Origin of the sequence: Brevundimonas sp. TWP1-3, from assembly GCF_049896085.1 — a bacterium.
Lineage (GTDB): Bacteria > Pseudomonadota > Alphaproteobacteria > Caulobacterales > Caulobacteraceae > Brevundimonas.
The window spans coordinates 2299253-2313948 of record NZ_JAFCTP010000001.1 but is presented as its reverse complement, the minus strand read 5'-3'; the positions used below and the strand labels follow the sequence as shown (position 1 = coordinate 2313948).

The following is a 14696-nucleotide window of genomic DNA, read 5'->3' as shown; positions in this document are numbered from 1 at the left end:
CAGTCTGAATTTATTGAGCGGTCCAACCGCCATCGATGGAGAAACTGGCCCCGTTCGCCGAGGCGCCGAGATCGCTGACCAGATAGAGGAAGATCCCGGTCAGTTCGTCCGTGGTCACGAATCGCTTGGTCGGCTGGGCGGCCAAAATGACGTCGGTCAGCACCTGCTCCTCGGTCATGTTGCGGGTGCGGGCCTGGTCCGCGATCTGTTTCGTCACGATCGGCGTCTCTACAAAGCCGGGGCAGATGGCGTTGCAGGTGATGTTGTCCCGCGCCAGTTCCAGCGCCACCGTCTTGGTGAAGCCGATGACGCCGTGCTTTGCTGCGACATAGGCGGACTTGAACGGACTGGCGACCAGCCCGTGGGCCGAGGCCATGTTGACGATCCGGCCGCGCCCTTGCGCCTTCATGATCGGGATCGCGGCGCGGGTGGCGTAAAAGGCCGAGGACAGGTTGATGGCGATGATCTTCTCCCACTGGTCGGTGGGGAATTTCTCGACCGATTCGACGTGCTGGATGCCGGCGTTGTTGACCAGAATGTCCAGGCGGCCGAGTTCGTTCTGGGCGAAGGCGACCATGTCCGCGATCTCTTCGCCGCGTGTCATGTCGGCGGGATGATAACGCACGCGAACCCCGGACCAGGCCTCCAGGTCGGCGCGCGTGCGCTCGATCTCGGCTGGATCGCCCAGGCCGTTCAGGACGACGTCGCCGCCGCCCGCCGCCACGGCCCGCGCCAAGGCCAGGCCGATGCCGGAGGTCGATCCCGTCACGATCGCAACCTGGCCCTTCAGATCGCCGATCATGCGCAGCGCGGGCGTTTCGCCTTTGACGTCAGAGGATGTTTCGGGCCGTTGCGACATGGATCCGCCTTGGGTTCTTTTGCGGGAGACTAACGGCAGGACAGGGCAGGGATCAAGAATTTCCCGATCTGATGAATATCCATTCGCTTTCGGTCGAGGCGGCCTTGTCGAACTTGTAGCCGTCGCGGTCGAAAGCCTTCAGGTCCGCCACCCGTTCCACGCGCTCGTCGATGGCGAAGCGAGCCATGGCGCCGCGCGCCTTCTTGGCGAAGAAGGAAACGATGCGGCTCTCGCCGTTCTTCTCTTCGCGGAACTGCGGCGTGACGACCGGCAGCTTCAGCGCCTTGGCGTCCACCGCGCCGAAATATTCCTGGCTGGCCAGGTTCACCAGGGTGGGATCGGTCTGGCCTTCGGCGTCTTCGTTCAGTTGTTTGGAAATCCGCTCGCCCCAGAAGTCGTACAGGCTGGTCCCGCGCCGGGTCTTCAAGCGCGTGCCCATTTCCAGGCGATAGGGCTGAATCCGGTCCAGCGGACGCAGCAGGCCATAGAAGCCCGACAGGATGCGCAGATGGTCCTGGGCATAAGCCAATGACTTGGCGTCGAGTTCTCGCGCTTTCAGCCCCTCATAGACGTCGCCGGCGAAGGCGAAGGCGGCTTGGACGCCATCCGTCGATTCATCGTCAAACGCCTTGAAGCGCGCGACGTTCAGGGTCGCCAGGTCGTCTGAAATCCCCATCAGGCGGCGAAGATCGGCCTTGGTCTGACGCCGCGCGGTCGTCGCCAGGCTGGCGGTATCCTCGACGAATCGACGTTCAGTGCCGGGAATCGCTGGATCGGCCTCGGTGAAGTCGAGCCGTTTGGCGGGAGAAAGGACGATCAGCAAAAGACGCAACTCCGTGGTGTGCCCGCCCACATAGGATGCTTCGATGACGATTTGAACCGGTGCGGAGACGCCAGGCCTTACGCCTCCAAGCGCGACCAGCCCAGCTTGCCGAGCACTTCCATCGGGCGGAAGTCGGCCTTGTAGTCCATCTTGGCCGAGCCCTGGACCCAATAGCCCAGATAGACGAAGGGCAGACACACCAGCGCGGCCTGGCGGATGTGGTCCAGGATGGCGAACCGGCCCAGGCTGCGGCGCTCCATCGTCGGGTCGTAGAAGCTGTAGACCATCGACAACCCGTCCTTGAGCAGGTCGGTCAGGGTGACGGCGACCAGATCGCCAGGCCCGCCGTCGGTCGAGGGCAGGCGATATTCGATCAGATGGGTGCGGACGGCCGTGTCCTCGACCATGGCGACATAGTCGAGCCAGCCCATGTCGCTCATGCCGCCGGTCGGGTGGCGGGTGGTCAGATAGCGGCGCAGAAGCTGGAACTGTTCGGTCGTGGCTTCGGCCTCGACCAGGCTGCGCGACAGGTCTTCGTTGCGGGCCAGAACCTTGCGCTGCGAACGGCTGAAGGCGAACTCCGGCACGGGCAGACGCACGGACACACAGGCGTCGCAGGCCTCGCAGGCCGGGCGATAGGCGATGTTCTGGCTACGGCGGAAGCCGGCGATGGTCAGTTCGTCGTTGACGTGGGCGCCGTCGGAGAAGGGCAGATTGGCGAAGACCTTTCGCTCGGTCTTGCCCGGCAGATAGGGGCAGGGCGCGACCGAGGTCATGAAGAAGCGGAGCTGTCGGGTCGGTACGTGCTGGGTCACGGCCTCAGGTCCGCATCCGATCTTGCCAATATTGCGACAGGTGAACGCCCATCGCGCAATTTGGCGTCATTCGTGGCCGGGCTGCAAGCGTGTTCGCGTCGCAGCCGAGCGGGGATCACAGAGAGGTGTCCATCGGCAGGACAGGCGCCTCGCGCAGCAGGACAATGGCGATGCGGCGGTTGCCGGCCAGGGTGGGATCGTCGGGATAGAGGGGATCGGACCCCGCCTTGCCCGCCACCGAATAGACCCGATCAGGATCGACGCCTGCACCCTGAAGCACCAGGCGCGAGCCGTTGGCGCGCTCGGACGACAGGCTCCAGTCCGCAGGCGCGCTGGCGCGGTTGGAACCAGCCGTCGCGCTGGTGTGCCCGGTGATGGAGATGCGGTTCGGCAGTTGGTTGATAACCTTGGACACCGCGCGCAGCAGCACCTGGGCGCGCGCGTTCGGTCGTGACGAGTTGTTGTCGAACATCGACCGGCCTTCCTGATCGACCAGCTGGATGCGCAGGCCCTCGGGCGTCTGATCGACGATCAGCTGTTTCGACAGTTCGGCCAGCTCAGGCATCGACTGCATGGCCTGACGCAGGGATTCGGCGGCGCTGGCGAACTCGGCGGCTTCGCGCTTCTGGATTTCGGCCTGAAGGGCGGCGTCGCTGGCGGACGACAGGCTGGACCCGGTCTGGTCAGTGGCCGGAGCCTCGGGCGCGAGTTCCTCCAGCACCGATTGCGAGCCCGAACTCTTGGGACCGTCGTCGCCCAGAGAGGTGCCGCCCAGGATGCCGCCAGAACCCGATGTCGTCTCGGACACGCTGGCAGGGGCGAAATATTCGGCGATACCGCGCTTCTGCTCGGGGTCGGTCGTGTTGATCAGCCACATCAGCAGGAAGAAGGCCATCATCGCGGTCACGAAGTCCGCATAGGCCACCTTCCACGCGCCGCCATGGTGGCCTCCGCCGGAGACCTTCTTGACCTTTTTGATGAGGATCGGACGATCGCTCACGGACATGGAATCTGATCCCCAGGAATGGTGCCCCATTGTGGGCTCGCCAAGGTTAACCGGGCGTTGACCTTGAACGACGTCGCGACCCGGCCTAGTCCGGCGCGGATATCAAGGAGCCAGTCATGAAGATCGCATTCGCCGGCTTGGGCGTCATGGGCGCCCCGATGGCGCGTCATCTGGTCGAGGCGGGCCACGACGTGACCGGCTTCAATCGCACCACGGCGAAGGCCCAGGCCTGGGCGACGGCGACGGGGGCCAAGACGGCGACGACCGTGGCGGAGGCGGCGCAGGGCGTCGAACTGTTCATCCTTTGCGTCGGCAATGACGACGACGTGCGCGCCGTGGTGACCGAGGCCTTGCCGCGTCTGGCCGAAGCTGCGGTTATCGTGGACCACACCACGACCTCGGCCAAGGTGGCGCGCGAACTGGCGGAACTGGCGCATGGGCAGGGGCGGCAGTTCGTCGACGCGCCGGTGTCAGGCGGTCAGGCCGGGGCCGAGAACGGGCAACTCAGCGTCATGGCCGGCGGGCATGCCGCCGCCCTGGCGACGGCGGAGCCGGCGCTGAAAGCCTATTCCAAGGCGATCAAGCACATGGGACCGGCAGGATCGGGCCAACTGACCAAGATGGTCAACCAGATCGCCATCGCCGGCGTGGTGCAGGGCTTGGCCGAGGCCGTGCATTTCGCCCAGGTCGCAGGCCTGGACACCGACGCCGCCTATGAGGCCGTGTCGAAAGGCGCGGCGCAAAGCTGGCAGATGGACAATCGCTGGAAGACGGCGGCTAAGGGCGAGTTCGAGTTCGGCTTCGCCGTCGATTGGATGCGCAAGGACCTGGGGCTTGTTCTTGACGAGGCGCGGTCGAACGGCGCGCGCCTCAGCCTGACGGCCCTGGTCGATCAGTTCTACGCCGAGGTTCAGGCCATGGGCGGCAACCGCTGGGACACGTCCAGCCTGGCCGCGCGGCTTCAATCGCGCGACTGACGCCTAAAGCGTGCGGTGCATGATGTGCAGGCCGACAAGGCCGTGGGCCGGGTGATCGAAGGCCTCGGGGACCGTGCCGACGATCTCGAAACCCAGCTTGCGCCACAGGCCGACGGCGACGGTGTTGGTCTCCACGACGGCATTGAACTGCATCGACCTGAAACCGGCGTCGCGCGCGAAGCCCAGCGCGGCCTCGCCCAGCGCGCGGGCCACGCCTCGACCGCGCGCAGCGGGGGCGACCATGAAGCCGCCGTTTGCGACGTGGGCCCCGTTTCCTTGCTGGTTCGGGATGATCTTGGCGGCGCCCAGCACCTGGCCGTCTTCAATCGCGACCAGGGTTCCGCCGGGCGCGGGCGGCATCCACATCGTGCGGGCCTGCGCCTCTGTCATGTCCAGCGGATAGGTATAGGTCTCGCCTGCGCGCGTGACGGCCTCGATGATCGGCCAGAGACCGGGCCAGTCGGCGTCGGTGATCGGCCGGATCTCGACGACCATCAGCCCAGCAGCCGAGCGGCCTGGGGCGCGAAATAGGTCAGCACGCCCGCACAGCCGGCGCGTTTGAACCCGTGCAGGGTCTCAAGGATCGCGCGGTCCTGATCCAGCCAGCCATTGGTGATGGAGGCCTGCATCATCGAATATTCGCCCGACACCTGATAGGCGAAGGTCGGAACACGGAAGGTCTCGGAAACGCGACGCACGATGTCGAGATAGGGCATGCCCGGCTTGACCATGACCGCGTCGGCGCCTTCCGACAGGTCCATGGCGACCTCCTTCAGGGCCTCGTCGGAGTTGGCGTAGTCCATTTGATAGGTCTTCTTGTCGCCCTTCAGCATGGCTGAGGAGCCGACGGCGTCGCGGTAGGGGCCGTAGAAGGCCGAGGCGAACTTGGCCGCATAGGACAGGATCAGGGTGTCATGGAAGCCGTTGGCCTCCAGCGCCTCGCGCACCGCCTGGATGCGGCCGTCCATCATGTCGGACGGGGCGACCACGTCGGCGCCAGCGTGGGCGTGGATGAAGGCCTGTTCAGCCAGACGGTCCAGCGAGGCGTCGTTGGCGATCCGGTCGCCCTCCATGACCCCGTCGTGACCATGGTCGGTATAGCAGTCCAGCGCCACGTCGGTCATGACGCCGATCTCGGGCGCGGCGTCCTTGATGGCCTTGATGCATTCGGGGATCAGGCCGTCGGGATCGGTCGCGCCGGTGCCGACCGCGTCCTTGATCGCGCCATCGACATTGGGGAACAGGGCGATCATCGGAATGCCCAGGTCGCGGGCCTCGACGGCGGCCTTGGCGGCTTCCTTGGGCGACAGGCGGAAGACGCCGGGCATGGAGGCGACGGGGACGCGTTCCTCGGCGCCGTCGTGAACGATCAGCGGCCAGATCAGATCGGCCGGCCTCAGCGTCGTTTCCGCCACCAGGCGCCGCACCCACGGGCTGGACCGCAGGCGACGCGGACGGGCGAGCGGGAAGGGGGCGGGCTGATAGGGAAGCATGACGAAACCTTCGAAACTTGGGGTCGGACTAGCGCCGCAGCGACCGGGGCGCAAATCGCGTGATGCGTCGGATCGTTTCGCGTGTGATGACGGCTTGCGCGGATCGGCGAAATGCGAGCCTATCGCCGAGAATCCTAGGAGATGACGATGATCAAGCGATTGGCGACCGGCGCGGCGGTTCTGGCTCTGGCGACGGGTCTTTCGGCCTGCATCATCGTGTCTTCCGACGGCGGGGAACGGACCGTGGTCGCCGGCGAGAACGCCGCCATGGCTTCGCCGTCCTACGTCTCGCTCTATACTGATGCGGTCGCCGATCCGAAGCGTCCGGCCGAAGAAGTGGCCCGCGATCCGCTGCGTCATCCGGCCGAGATCCTGGCCTTCGCTCAGGTCGCGCCGGGCGACAAGGTCGCCGACATCCGTCCCGGCGCGGGCTATTTCACCCGACTGTTCTCGGACGTGGTCGGGCCGACCGGCCGCGTCTATGCCTTCGTGCCCGAGCGGACGATGGCGCGCGAGAATGCAGGAGCCGATGCGCTTGCCGCCGCCTATTCCAATGTCACGCGGGTCAACGGCCTGCTGGATTCGATGACCTACGCCGAGCCGCTGGACATGATCTTCATGAGCCAGGAATACCACGACTTCCACATCCCCGGCTTCAACACCGACGTGGCGAAGATGAATGCGGCCGTGTTCGCGGCGTTGAAGCCAGGCGGTCGCTACATCCTGATCGACCATGAGGCGGCGCCCGGCACGGGCATCTCGGCCGTCCAGACCCTGCACCGCATCGAAGGCGACTATATGAAGCGCGAGGTCGAGGCGGCGGGCTTCGTCTATGAGGGAGAAAGCACGGCCGTTGCAAATCCAGACGACGACCACAGCCTGAACGTCTTCGATGAGAAGATTCGCGGCAAGACCGATCAGTTCGTTTATCGCTTCCGCAAGCCGGGCTGACGCTAAGCAATACTGAGAACCGTTATCAATTAAGGGTTTGGGTCGTTTTGTCCATGTGGGGCGCATGGACAAGCCCGCGCCGGGGGAGCAAATAACGCAAAGACATCGCCATAAGCGAAAGAACGCGTAGTTTGTTCGACTATAAGGCCGCCTTTAAAAGCTCCGTGGAGCAGGTTCGCAGCGAGGGACGTTACCGCGTCTTCGCCGATCTGAAACGCGTGCGCGGACAGTTCCCGCTGGCGGTGCGTCGTCGCGACGACGGCACGCAGCAGGACGTCGTGATCTGGTGCTCCAACGACTATCTGGGCATGGGGCAGCACCCTGTCGTGCTTGACGCCATGCATGAAGAGATCGATGCGGTCGGCGCCGGCGCCGGCGGCACACGCAATATTTCCGGCACGACGCGTTCGGCCGTCGATCTCGAAGCTGAACTGGCCGACTGGCACCAGAAGGAAGCGGCGCTGCTGTTCACCTCGGGCTATGTCGGCAACGAGGCGACCCTGTCGACGTTGCAGAAGATCCTGCCCGGCCTGATCACCTTCTCCGATTCGCTGAACCATGCCTCGATGATCGCCGGCATTCGTCACGGTGGCGGCGAGCGCCACGTCTTCATGCACAACGACCTGGCGCATCTGGAGGCCCTGCTGGCCGCCGCGCCGGTCGAGGCCCCCAAGCTGATCGCCTTCGAGAGCGTCTATTCGATGGACGGCGACATCGCCGACCTGGCCGGCACCATCGCTCTGGCCAAGAAATACGGCGCCCTGACCTATCTGGACGAGGTCCATGCGGTCGGCCTGTACGGCGATACCGGCGCAGGCGTCGCCGAACGCGACGGTGTGCTGGACCAGATCGACATCATCGAATGCACCTTGGGCAAGGCCATCGGCGTGATGGGCGGATATATCGCCGCCGACGCGATGATTATCGACGCGGTGCGCAGCTGGGCTTCGGGCTTCATCTTCACCACCTCGTTGCCGCCGGCATTGACGGCGGGGGCGCTGGCCTCTGTGCGACACCTGAAGGCCCACCCCGAACTGCGCGTCCAGCACCAGGAACGCGCCGCGACGCTGAAGTTGCGTTTCGCGGCGGCCGGCATCCCCGTGATGGAAAGCGTGAGCCACATCGTGCCGGTGCACGTCGGCGATCCGATCCACTGCAAGATGATCTCGGACATGCTGCTGGACGAATACGGCGTCTATGTTCAGCCGATCAACTATCCGACCGTGCCCAAGGGGACAGAGCGCCTGCGCTTCACCCCCTCGCCGAACCACACCGACGCCATGATGGATCACCTGGTCCAGGCGATGGACAAGCTGTTCGCCCACTGCAACGTGGCGCGCCGCCCGGTCGCAGCCTGAGGCTCGGTGATGGCGGACGACGATCTGGGTGAAGTGATCGTCGAATTCACGCGCAACGGCCCCTACGTCAAATGCTCCGCCATCCACGTCGCTACCGGCCGCGAGGTCAGCGCCATGGGGCCGGTCAACGAGCCGAAGTCCGTCGAGCGCGTGGCGATCGCCAAGTTGAGGCGGGCTTTGGCATCAGGCTGACCACAAGATGTTGTGGTCGGGCGCTGTGGGGACTAGATAGGCGGCCTTCTGATTTTCGGGGATTCCAGCGTGACGGCCTTCACCCACGACGCCTATTTCACCAAGACGCTCGCTGACGCCGATCCGGACGTCTTCAAGGCCATTCAGGGCGAGATGGGGCGGCAGAAGGAGCAGATCGAACTGATCGCGTCCGAGAACATCGTCTCTCAGGCGGTGCTGGATGCGCAAGGCTCGGTGCTGACGAACAAATACGCCGAGGGCTATCCGGGGCGTCGTTATTACGGCGGCTGCGAGTTCGTCGATATCACCGAGGATCTGGCGCGCGAACGGGCGAAAAAGCTGTTCGGCGCGGCCTTCGCCAACGTCCAGCCTCACTCGGGCGCCCAGGCCAACCAGGCGGTCTTCTTCACCCTGCTGCAACCCGGCGACACCTTCCTGGGCATGGACCTGGCCTGCGGCGGGCACCTGACGCACGGCTCGCCGGCGAACCAGTCGGGCAAGTGGTTCCGGCCCGTGACCTACAAGGTCAGTGAAGACACCCATCTGATCGACTACGACCACGTCGCCGAAATGGCCGAGCGCGAGAAGCCCAAGCTGATCCTGGCCGGCGCCTCGGCCTACAGCCGCCACATTGATTTCAAGCGTTTCCGCGAGATCGCCGACAGCGTCGGCGCCTATCTGATGGTGGACATGGCCCACTATGCCGGCCTGATCGCCGGCGGCGCCTATCCCGATCCGATCCCCCACGCCCACGTCGTGACGACCACGACGCACAAGACGCTGCGCGGGCCTCGCGGCGGCATGATCCTGTCCAACGACGTGGACCTGGGCAAGAAGATCAACTCGGCCGTCTTCCCCGGGCTGCAGGGCGGACCGCTGGAGCATGTGATCGCGGCGAAGGCCGTGGCCTTCGGCGAGGCGCTGCAACCCGAGTTCAAGCTGTATGCGCAACAGGTGGTCAAGAACGCCCAGGCCCTGTCCGGCGTGCTGATCGAGCGCGGCCTGGCCATCGTATCGGGCGGCACCGACAGCCACCTGGCCCTGGTCGATCTGCGGCCCAAGGGCGTGACCGGCAAGGCGACCGAGCACGAGCTCGAAAAGGCGCTGATGACCTGCAACAAGAACGGCGTGCCGTTCGACACCGCGCCCTTCACCGTCACCTCGGGCGTCCGCCTGGGGACCCCGGCAGGGACCACGCGCGGCTTCGGCGAGGACGAGTTCAAGCAGATCGGTCACTGGATCGCCGACGTCGTCTCGTCGATGAACGGCGGCGACGAGGCGGATCCCGCCGTGGTCGCGGGCGTGGCGGCCCAGGTGCGGGAGCTGACGAACCGCTTCCCGATCTACGGATAACTCACTGATGAAGTGCCCATTTTGCGGTCATCAGGACACCCAGGTGAAGGACAGCCGGCCGTCAGACGACGGCTCGGCCATCCGACGCCGTCGATCCTGCCCCAACTGCAATGGGCGCTTCACGACCTTCGAGCGGGTGCAACTGCGTGAGCTGGTGATCCTGAAGCGCAACGGGCGACGCACGCCGTTCGAACGCGACAAGCTGGAACGGTCGCTGGGCGTGGCCCTGCGCAAACGCCCGGTCCAGGCCGATCAGGTCGAACAGATGGTCAATCGGATCGTCCGTCAGCTGGAAAGCCTGGGCGAAACCGAAATCCAGTCCAGCACGGTTGGCGACTTCATCATGAAGGCGCTGAAGGGCGTGGATGAGGTCGCCTATGTCCGCTACGCCTCGGTTTACAAGGATTTCCGCCACACGGGCGACTTCGCCAAATTCCTGGGCGACGAAGGGTTCGACGAACCGTCCGGCAAGGCCTGATGCGGGTCACCCTGAAACTGGCGACCTCGCTGGATGGACGTATCGCCACGGCGTCGGGTGAAAGCCAGTGGATCACCGGCGAGGCGGCGCGGCTGGAAGGCCACCGTTTGCGCGCGGCGCATGACGCCATTCTGGTCGGCGTCGAGACGGTTCTGCACGACGACCCCGAACTGACCGCCCGCCTGCCGGGGCGCAGCGTGGACCAGCCGCTTCGGGTCGTGCTGGACAGTCGCTTGCGGACGCCGCAGACGGCGAAACTGGCGCGTGAGAACACCCTGATCCTGACCGTCGCCGAGCCACACCCGGTTGGTGCGGCCGAAGTTAAACGGGTCGAGGCAGACGACGGGCGGCCGGCGATCCCGGCGGTTCTGCAAGCTTTGAAGGCGGCGGGCGCCAAGTCGGTGCTGATCGAAGGCGGGGGGCAGGTCGCGGCGTCTTTCCTGCGCGCCGGCTTGGTGGACGCGCTGGAATGGTTCAGAGCCCCCATTCTGCTGGGCGGTGACGGCAGGCCCTGCGTGGCGTCCCTGGCTCTTGCAAAGCTGGCCGACGCACCCAAGTTCCGTCGCCTGGGCGTCGAGCCTGTCGGGGACGACCTATGGGAACGCTACGCGCGTTTCTGACGGGGTCGATTTCAGACGATTAGACTATTCAGACTGTGTTTTTCGGGTCCGAAAGGGGCCAGCGTCCAATGTTCACCGGCATCGTCACCGACATCGGCCGCGTCCGCGAGGTCCGCGAGACGGATCGCGACCGCCGCTACGAGATCGAAACCGTCTGGGACACCGACGGCATCGACCTGGGGGCCTCGATCAGCCATGCGGGCTGCTGCCTGACGGTGACGGAAAAGGGCCCCGGTTGGTTCGCCGTCGAAGTGTCGAACGAGACCCTGTCAAAGACCACCCTGGGCGCTTGGAAGGCCGGCGACGGCGTCAATCTGGAGCGCGCCGCCAAACTGGGCGACGAGATGGGCGGCCATGTGGTGTCGGGCCATGTCGATGGTCTGGGGCGGATCGTCTCGATCACGCCAGAGGGCGGATCGCACCAGGTCGAGGTCGAGGCGCCCGAGCCCCTGCACCGCTATATCGCCGCCAAGGGATCGATCACTGTCGATGGCGTGTCCCTGACGGTGAACGCCGTCGAGGGGCAGATATTCTCGCTGAACATCATCCCGCATACGTGGGAGGTGACGACCTTGGGTCGTCTGAAAGTCGGTGATCCGGTCAATCTGGAGATCGACATGCTGGCGCGATACCTCGCACGGTGGCAGGAGACCGCCTGAATGCAACTGGCCGCAAACATGAACGATAGTCCGATCAGTCCCATCGAGGACATCCTGGAGGACGCCCGCAACGGCCGTCCCTACATTCTGGTGGACGCCGAGGATCGTGAGAACGAGGGGGACATCATCATCCCCGCCCAGTTCGCGACCCCCGACCAGATCAACTTCATGATCCGCCAGGCGCGCGGCCTGGTCTGCCTGGCCATCACGGCGGAGCGCGCGAACCAGTTGCGCTTGCCGCCGATGGCCGCCGACAACCGCGAGAGCATGAAGACCGCCTTCACCGTCTCGATCGAGGCCAAGGACGGCGTGACTACCGGCATTTCCGCCGCCGACCGGTCGCGCACCATCCATGTGGCGACCGACGCGTCGAAGGGCATGGACGACATCGTCTCGCCCGGCCACATCTTCCCTCTGGTGGCGCGCGACGGCGGGGTTCTGGTCCGCGCCGGCCATACCGAGGCGGCGGTGGACATCAGCCGCATGGCGGGCCTGACCCCGGCAGGTGTGATCTGCGAGATCATCAAGGACGACGGGGAGATGGCGCGGATGCCCGATCTGGTCGCCTTCGCCCAACTTCATGGGCTGAAGATCGGCACCATCGCCGACCTGATCGCCTATCGCCGCCGCACCGAACGGTTTGTCGAGCGGATCATGGATACGCCGTTCGAGAGCGTCCACGGCGGTCCGTTCCGGCTGATGCTCTACAAGAACACCATCGAAGGCGCCGAGCACGTCGCCCTGGTCAAGGGCCGCATCGACCCGACCAAGCCGACCCTGGTGCGGATGCACCAGGTGGATTTCGCCTGCGATCTGCTGGGCCATGTCGAGGAGCGCCAGGACTATGTGCCCACCGCCCTGAAGCAGATCACCGAACACGACGGCCCCGGCGTCGTCGTCTTCCTGCGCGATCCGTCGCTGACCTCGCTGGCCGAGCGGCTGGCGGGCGTGGACAAACCGGCGGCGATGGATCGGTCGCTGCGTGCCTATGGCGTCGGGGCTCAGATCCTGCTGGACCTGGGCGTCAAGGACATGATCGTGATGAGTTCGACGCGACCCGAACCGACGGCGCTTGAAGGCTATGGCCTGCGCATCGTCGGCTGGCGCGACATGGATGGAGAAGACAAGGCGTGACTGACGCACCCCGTATTCTGATCGTCGAGGCGCGCTTCTACGACGACCTGGCCGACGCCCTGCTGGAAGGCGCCAAGGAGACGCTGAAGGCGCGTGGCGCCGACTTCGACGTCATCACCGTGCCCGGCGCGCTTGAAGTGCCGCCGGCCATCGCCCTGGCCGAGGAGGCCGGGCGTTTCCCGACCGCGCCTCGCTATGACGGCTATGTGGCCCTGGGCACGATCATCCGCGGCGAGACCTATCATTTCGAGATCGTTTCCGACCAATCGGCGGCCGGCATCATGGCCCTGGGCGTCAAGGGCGTGATCATCGGCAACGGCATCCTGACGACCGAAGACGAGGATCAGGCCTGGTATCGGGCCCGTCTTTCGGAAGGGGATAAGGGCGGCGGCGCGGCCAAGGCCTGCCTCGACCTCATTGCATTGAAGAAGCGGTTGCGTCATGGCGTCGGTGCATGACTGAACCGAACAGCGTCAAAGCCGTCCTCGAACAACTCGCCGAAGCCGAAAAGCAGCGCGCCGAGCCGAATCTGAGCTCGAAACAGCGTCGCGCCCGCACCGTATCGCGCCTGGCCGCCGTCCAGGCCCTGTATCAGATGGAACTGGCGGGCGAAGGCGTGGAGACGGTGATCACCGAATTCTCCAACTTCCGCTTCGACACCGATATCGAAGGCGAGGCCCTAGCCGAGGCCGACGAGGCCTATTTCGCCGACATCGTACGCGGTGTGATCGAAAGCCAGCGCGACATCGACGCGGCCATCAAGGCCCGCCTGGCCTCGAACTGGAAGCTGGAGCGGCTCGACGCCACCCTGCGCGCCCTGCTGCGCTCGGGCGCGTGGGAGCTGATCAAACACCCGGAGACGCCGCGCGAGGTCGTGATCGACGAATATGTCGAACTGGCGAAGGCCTTCTTCGACGATTCCGAGGCGCGCTTCGTCAATGCGGCTCTGGACGGCGTGTCCAGAGACACGCGCAAATAATGCCGGCGCTCGACGTCGCGGGCGAGTTCGAGACGATCGAGAGGCTGCTGCGGCCCCTGGCCCATCCCGAATGGGGCAGGGGGCTTGCCGACGATGTGGCGGTCCTGCCGTCGCGTCCCGGCTATGATCTGGTCCTGACCAAGGACGCCCTCGTCGAGGGCGTGCATTTTCTGCCGGACGATCCGCTGGACACGGTGGCGAAGAAGCTGCTGCGGGTGAACCTTTCGGATCTGGCGGCCAAGGGGGCCGAGCCATTCGGCTATCTGATGGCCTGCTGCTGGTCCGAACGCTGCGGCTGGCCGGAGCGCGAGGCCTTTGCGGCCGGTCTGGCCGAGGATCAGGCGGAGTTCGGCGTCTTTCTGCTGGGTGGGGACACCGTGAAGACGCCCGGCCCGGCGACGTTCTCGCTGACGGCCTTGGGATGGGTTCCGACGGGTGCGTCCGTGTCGCGTGCAGGCGCCCAGGCCGGGGATCTGGTGTTCGTGACCGGCGCAATCGGCGACGGCCTGCTGGGTTTGAAGGCGGCCCGGGGCGAGCTGTCGCTGGCGCCTGAACGCCTCGCGGCCCTGGCGACCCACTACCGCACTCCGACGCCGCGCGTGGATTTCGCCGATGTCGTGCGGGATTTCGCGACGGCCTCGGTCGATGTCTCGGACGGCCTGGCCGCCGATCTGGCCCATGTCGCCAAAGCGAGCCGGGTAGGCGTCTCATTGAACCTGAACGTCCTGCCTCTGTCGGCGGCGGCCCAGGCCTGGTTTGCGGACCGGGTTGATCCGCAGCTGTCGCTGGAAGACCTGGCAAGCGGCGGCGACGACTATGAGATCGCTTTCACCGCCCACCCGCGCCACGAAGAAACCCTGCGTCGCGAGGCTGAACGCCGACTGTTGCGTCTGACCCGAATTGGCGAGGTGACCGCTGGATCAGGCCTGACCGTCACCTATGACGGCCTGCCCATCGTCATGGCGCGCGGCGGTTGGACCCACGGTTGAGGTGGCAAGG

The 14696-nt window shown here is 65.6% G+C and carries 18 protein-coding genes; 12 read left to right on the top strand and 6 right to left on the bottom strand.

The genetic code is table 11. The features are described from left to right. Positions 1-10: 10 nt before the first annotated feature. The 4 genes from ACP693_RS11530 to ACP693_RS11515 all read right to left on the bottom strand — a co-directional run bounded on the left by ACP693_RS11530 (position 11) and on the right by ACP693_RS11515 (position 3503). Positions 11-802, bottom strand: a complete 792-nt coding sequence (locus tag ACP693_RS11530) for a 3-hydroxybutyrate dehydrogenase (RefSeq protein ID WP_426019570.1) — start codon at positions 800-802, stop codon at positions 11-13. Positions 803-911: 109 nt separating this feature from the next. Further along, positions 912-1682 carry a peroxide stress protein YaaA gene (gene yaaA, locus ACP693_RS11525; RefSeq protein ID WP_426016743.1) on the bottom strand — a complete coding sequence of 257 codons (771 nt, stop codon included), beginning with the start codon at positions 1680-1682 and terminating at the stop codon, positions 912-914. Between the two features lie 77 nt (positions 1683-1759). Beyond that, positions 1760-2497: an arginyltransferase gene (locus tag ACP693_RS11520; RefSeq protein WP_426016745.1), complete on the bottom strand. Its 738-nt coding sequence runs from the start codon at positions 2495-2497 to the stop codon at positions 1760-1762. Positions 2498-2612: 115 nt separating this feature from the next. Continuing rightward, positions 2613-3503: a flagellar motor protein MotB gene (locus tag ACP693_RS11515; protein ID WP_426016747.1), complete on the bottom strand. Its 891-nt coding sequence runs from the start codon at positions 3501-3503 to the stop codon at positions 2613-2615. Positions 3504-3619: 116 nt separating this feature from the next. Between ACP693_RS11515 and ACP693_RS11510 the strand changes: the two genes are divergently transcribed. Continuing rightward, entirely contained in the window at positions 3620-4480 is an 861-nt protein-coding gene (locus ACP693_RS11510; protein WP_426016749.1) for an NAD(P)-dependent oxidoreductase, read from the top strand. A 3-nt stretch (positions 4481-4483) separates the two neighbouring features. Here ACP693_RS11510 and ACP693_RS11505 read toward each other — a convergent pair whose 3' ends face one another. Then, on the bottom strand, positions 4484-4975 hold the full coding sequence (locus ACP693_RS11505; protein WP_426016751.1) for a GNAT family N-acetyltransferase: 492 nt from the start codon (positions 4973-4975) through the stop codon (positions 4484-4486). Further along, positions 4975-5973: a porphobilinogen synthase gene (gene hemB / locus ACP693_RS11500; protein WP_426016752.1), complete on the bottom strand. Its 999-nt coding sequence runs from the start codon at positions 5971-5973 to the stop codon at positions 4975-4977. The genes ACP693_RS11505 and hemB overlap by 1 nt, the downstream gene beginning before the upstream one ends. Before the next feature lie 147 nt (positions 5974-6120). Here hemB and ACP693_RS11495 point away from each other — a divergent pair, with 147 nt between their 5' ends. The 11 genes from ACP693_RS11495 to thiL all read left to right on the top strand — a co-directional run bounded on the left by ACP693_RS11495 (position 6121) and on the right by thiL (position 14686). Then, positions 6121-6924: a class I SAM-dependent methyltransferase gene (locus ACP693_RS11495; protein ID WP_426016754.1), complete on the top strand. Its 804-nt coding sequence runs from the start codon at positions 6121-6123 to the stop codon at positions 6922-6924. Positions 6925-7055: 131 nt separating this feature from the next. After that, positions 7056-8282, top strand: a complete 1227-nt coding sequence (hemA, locus tag ACP693_RS11490) for a 5-aminolevulinate synthase (protein WP_426016756.1) — start codon at positions 7056-7058, stop codon at positions 8280-8282. Between the two features lie 9 nt (positions 8283-8291). Continuing rightward, a complete protein-coding gene (locus ACP693_RS11485; RefSeq protein WP_426016757.1) occupies positions 8292-8474 on the top strand; it encodes a DUF6898 family protein in 183 nt (60 codons plus the stop codon). Between the two features lie 69 nt (positions 8475-8543). Next, complete coding sequence (gene glyA / locus ACP693_RS11480) at positions 8544-9827, top strand: serine hydroxymethyltransferase (RefSeq protein ID WP_426016758.1); 1284 nt, start codon at positions 8544-8546, stop codon at positions 9825-9827. 7 nt (positions 9828-9834) lie between these two features. After that, positions 9835-10305 (top strand): transcriptional regulator NrdR, encoded by a 471-nt coding sequence (nrdR, locus tag ACP693_RS11475; protein WP_346496778.1) that lies wholly within the window; start codon positions 9835-9837, stop codon positions 10303-10305. Continuing rightward, on the top strand, positions 10305-10925 hold the full coding sequence (locus ACP693_RS11470) for a RibD family protein (RefSeq protein WP_426016759.1): 621 nt from the start codon (positions 10305-10307) through the stop codon (positions 10923-10925). The genes nrdR and ACP693_RS11470 overlap by 1 nt, the downstream gene beginning before the upstream one ends. Before the next feature lie 68 nt (positions 10926-10993). Next, entirely contained in the window at positions 10994-11584 is a 591-nt protein-coding gene (locus ACP693_RS11465) for a riboflavin synthase (protein ID WP_426016760.1), read from the top strand. Continuing rightward, positions 11585-12718, top strand: a complete 1134-nt coding sequence (gene ribB / locus ACP693_RS11460; RefSeq protein WP_426016761.1) for a 3,4-dihydroxy-2-butanone-4-phosphate synthase — start codon at positions 11585-11587, stop codon at positions 12716-12718. Further along, the gene (ribH, locus tag ACP693_RS11455) at positions 12715-13176 is read left to right on the top strand and encodes a 6,7-dimethyl-8-ribityllumazine synthase (RefSeq protein WP_426016762.1); all 462 of its coding nucleotides are present in this window, start codon (positions 12715-12717) and stop codon (positions 13174-13176) included. The genes ribB and ribH overlap by 4 nt, the downstream gene beginning before the upstream one ends. Then, the gene (nusB, locus tag ACP693_RS11450) at positions 13173-13697 is read left to right on the top strand and encodes a transcription antitermination factor NusB (protein WP_409717916.1); all 525 of its coding nucleotides are present in this window, start codon (positions 13173-13175) and stop codon (positions 13695-13697) included. The genes ribH and nusB overlap by 4 nt, the downstream gene beginning before the upstream one ends. Beyond that, the gene (gene thiL, locus ACP693_RS11445) at positions 13697-14686 is read left to right on the top strand and encodes a thiamine-phosphate kinase (RefSeq protein WP_426016763.1); all 990 of its coding nucleotides are present in this window, start codon (positions 13697-13699) and stop codon (positions 14684-14686) included. Before nusB ends, thiL begins: the two co-directional genes overlap by 1 nt. Positions 14687-14696: the final 10 nt, after the last annotated feature.

Bases quoted from the DNA above. Each gene is read 5' to 3' on its own strand.
- nrdR (WP_346496778.1), top strand. From the start codon at position 9,835: ATGAAGTGCCCATTTTGCGGTCATCAGGACACCCAGGTGAAGGACAGC.
- ACP693_RS11505 (WP_426016751.1), bottom strand. From the start codon at position 4,975: ATGGTCGTCGAGATCCGGCCGATCACCGACGCCGACTGGCCCGGTCTC.
- ACP693_RS11510 (WP_426016749.1), top strand. From the start codon at position 3,620: ATGAAGATCGCATTCGCCGGCTTGGGCGTCATGGGCGCCCCGATGGCG.
- ACP693_RS11470 (WP_426016759.1), top strand. From the start codon at position 10,305: ATGCGGGTCACCCTGAAACTGGCGACCTCGCTGGATGGACGTATCGCC.
- thiL (WP_426016763.1), top strand. From the start codon at position 13,697: ATGCCGGCGCTCGACGTCGCGGGCGAGTTCGAGACGATCGAGAGGCTG.
- ACP693_RS11515 (WP_426016747.1), bottom strand. From the start codon at position 3,503: ATGTCCGTGAGCGATCGTCCGATCCTCATCAAAAAGGTCAAGAAGGTC.
- hemB (WP_426016752.1), bottom strand. From the start codon at position 5,973: ATGCTTCCCTATCAGCCCGCCCCCTTCCCGCTCGCCCGTCCGCGTCGC.
- ACP693_RS11485 (WP_426016757.1), top strand. From the start codon at position 8,292: ATGGCGGACGACGATCTGGGTGAAGTGATCGTCGAATTCACGCGCAAC.
- nusB (WP_409717916.1), top strand. From the start codon at position 13,173: ATGACTGAACCGAACAGCGTCAAAGCCGTCCTCGAACAACTCGCCGAA.
- ACP693_RS11495 (WP_426016754.1), top strand. From the start codon at position 6,121: ATGATCAAGCGATTGGCGACCGGCGCGGCGGTTCTGGCTCTGGCGACG.
- ribB (WP_426016761.1), top strand. From the start codon at position 11,585: ATGCAACTGGCCGCAAACATGAACGATAGTCCGATCAGTCCCATCGAG.
- ACP693_RS11530 (WP_426019570.1), bottom strand. From the start codon at position 802: ATGATCGGCGATCTGAAGGGCCAGGTTGCGATCGTGACGGGATCGACC.
- ACP693_RS11465 (WP_426016760.1), top strand. From the start codon at position 10,994: ATGTTCACCGGCATCGTCACCGACATCGGCCGCGTCCGCGAGGTCCGC.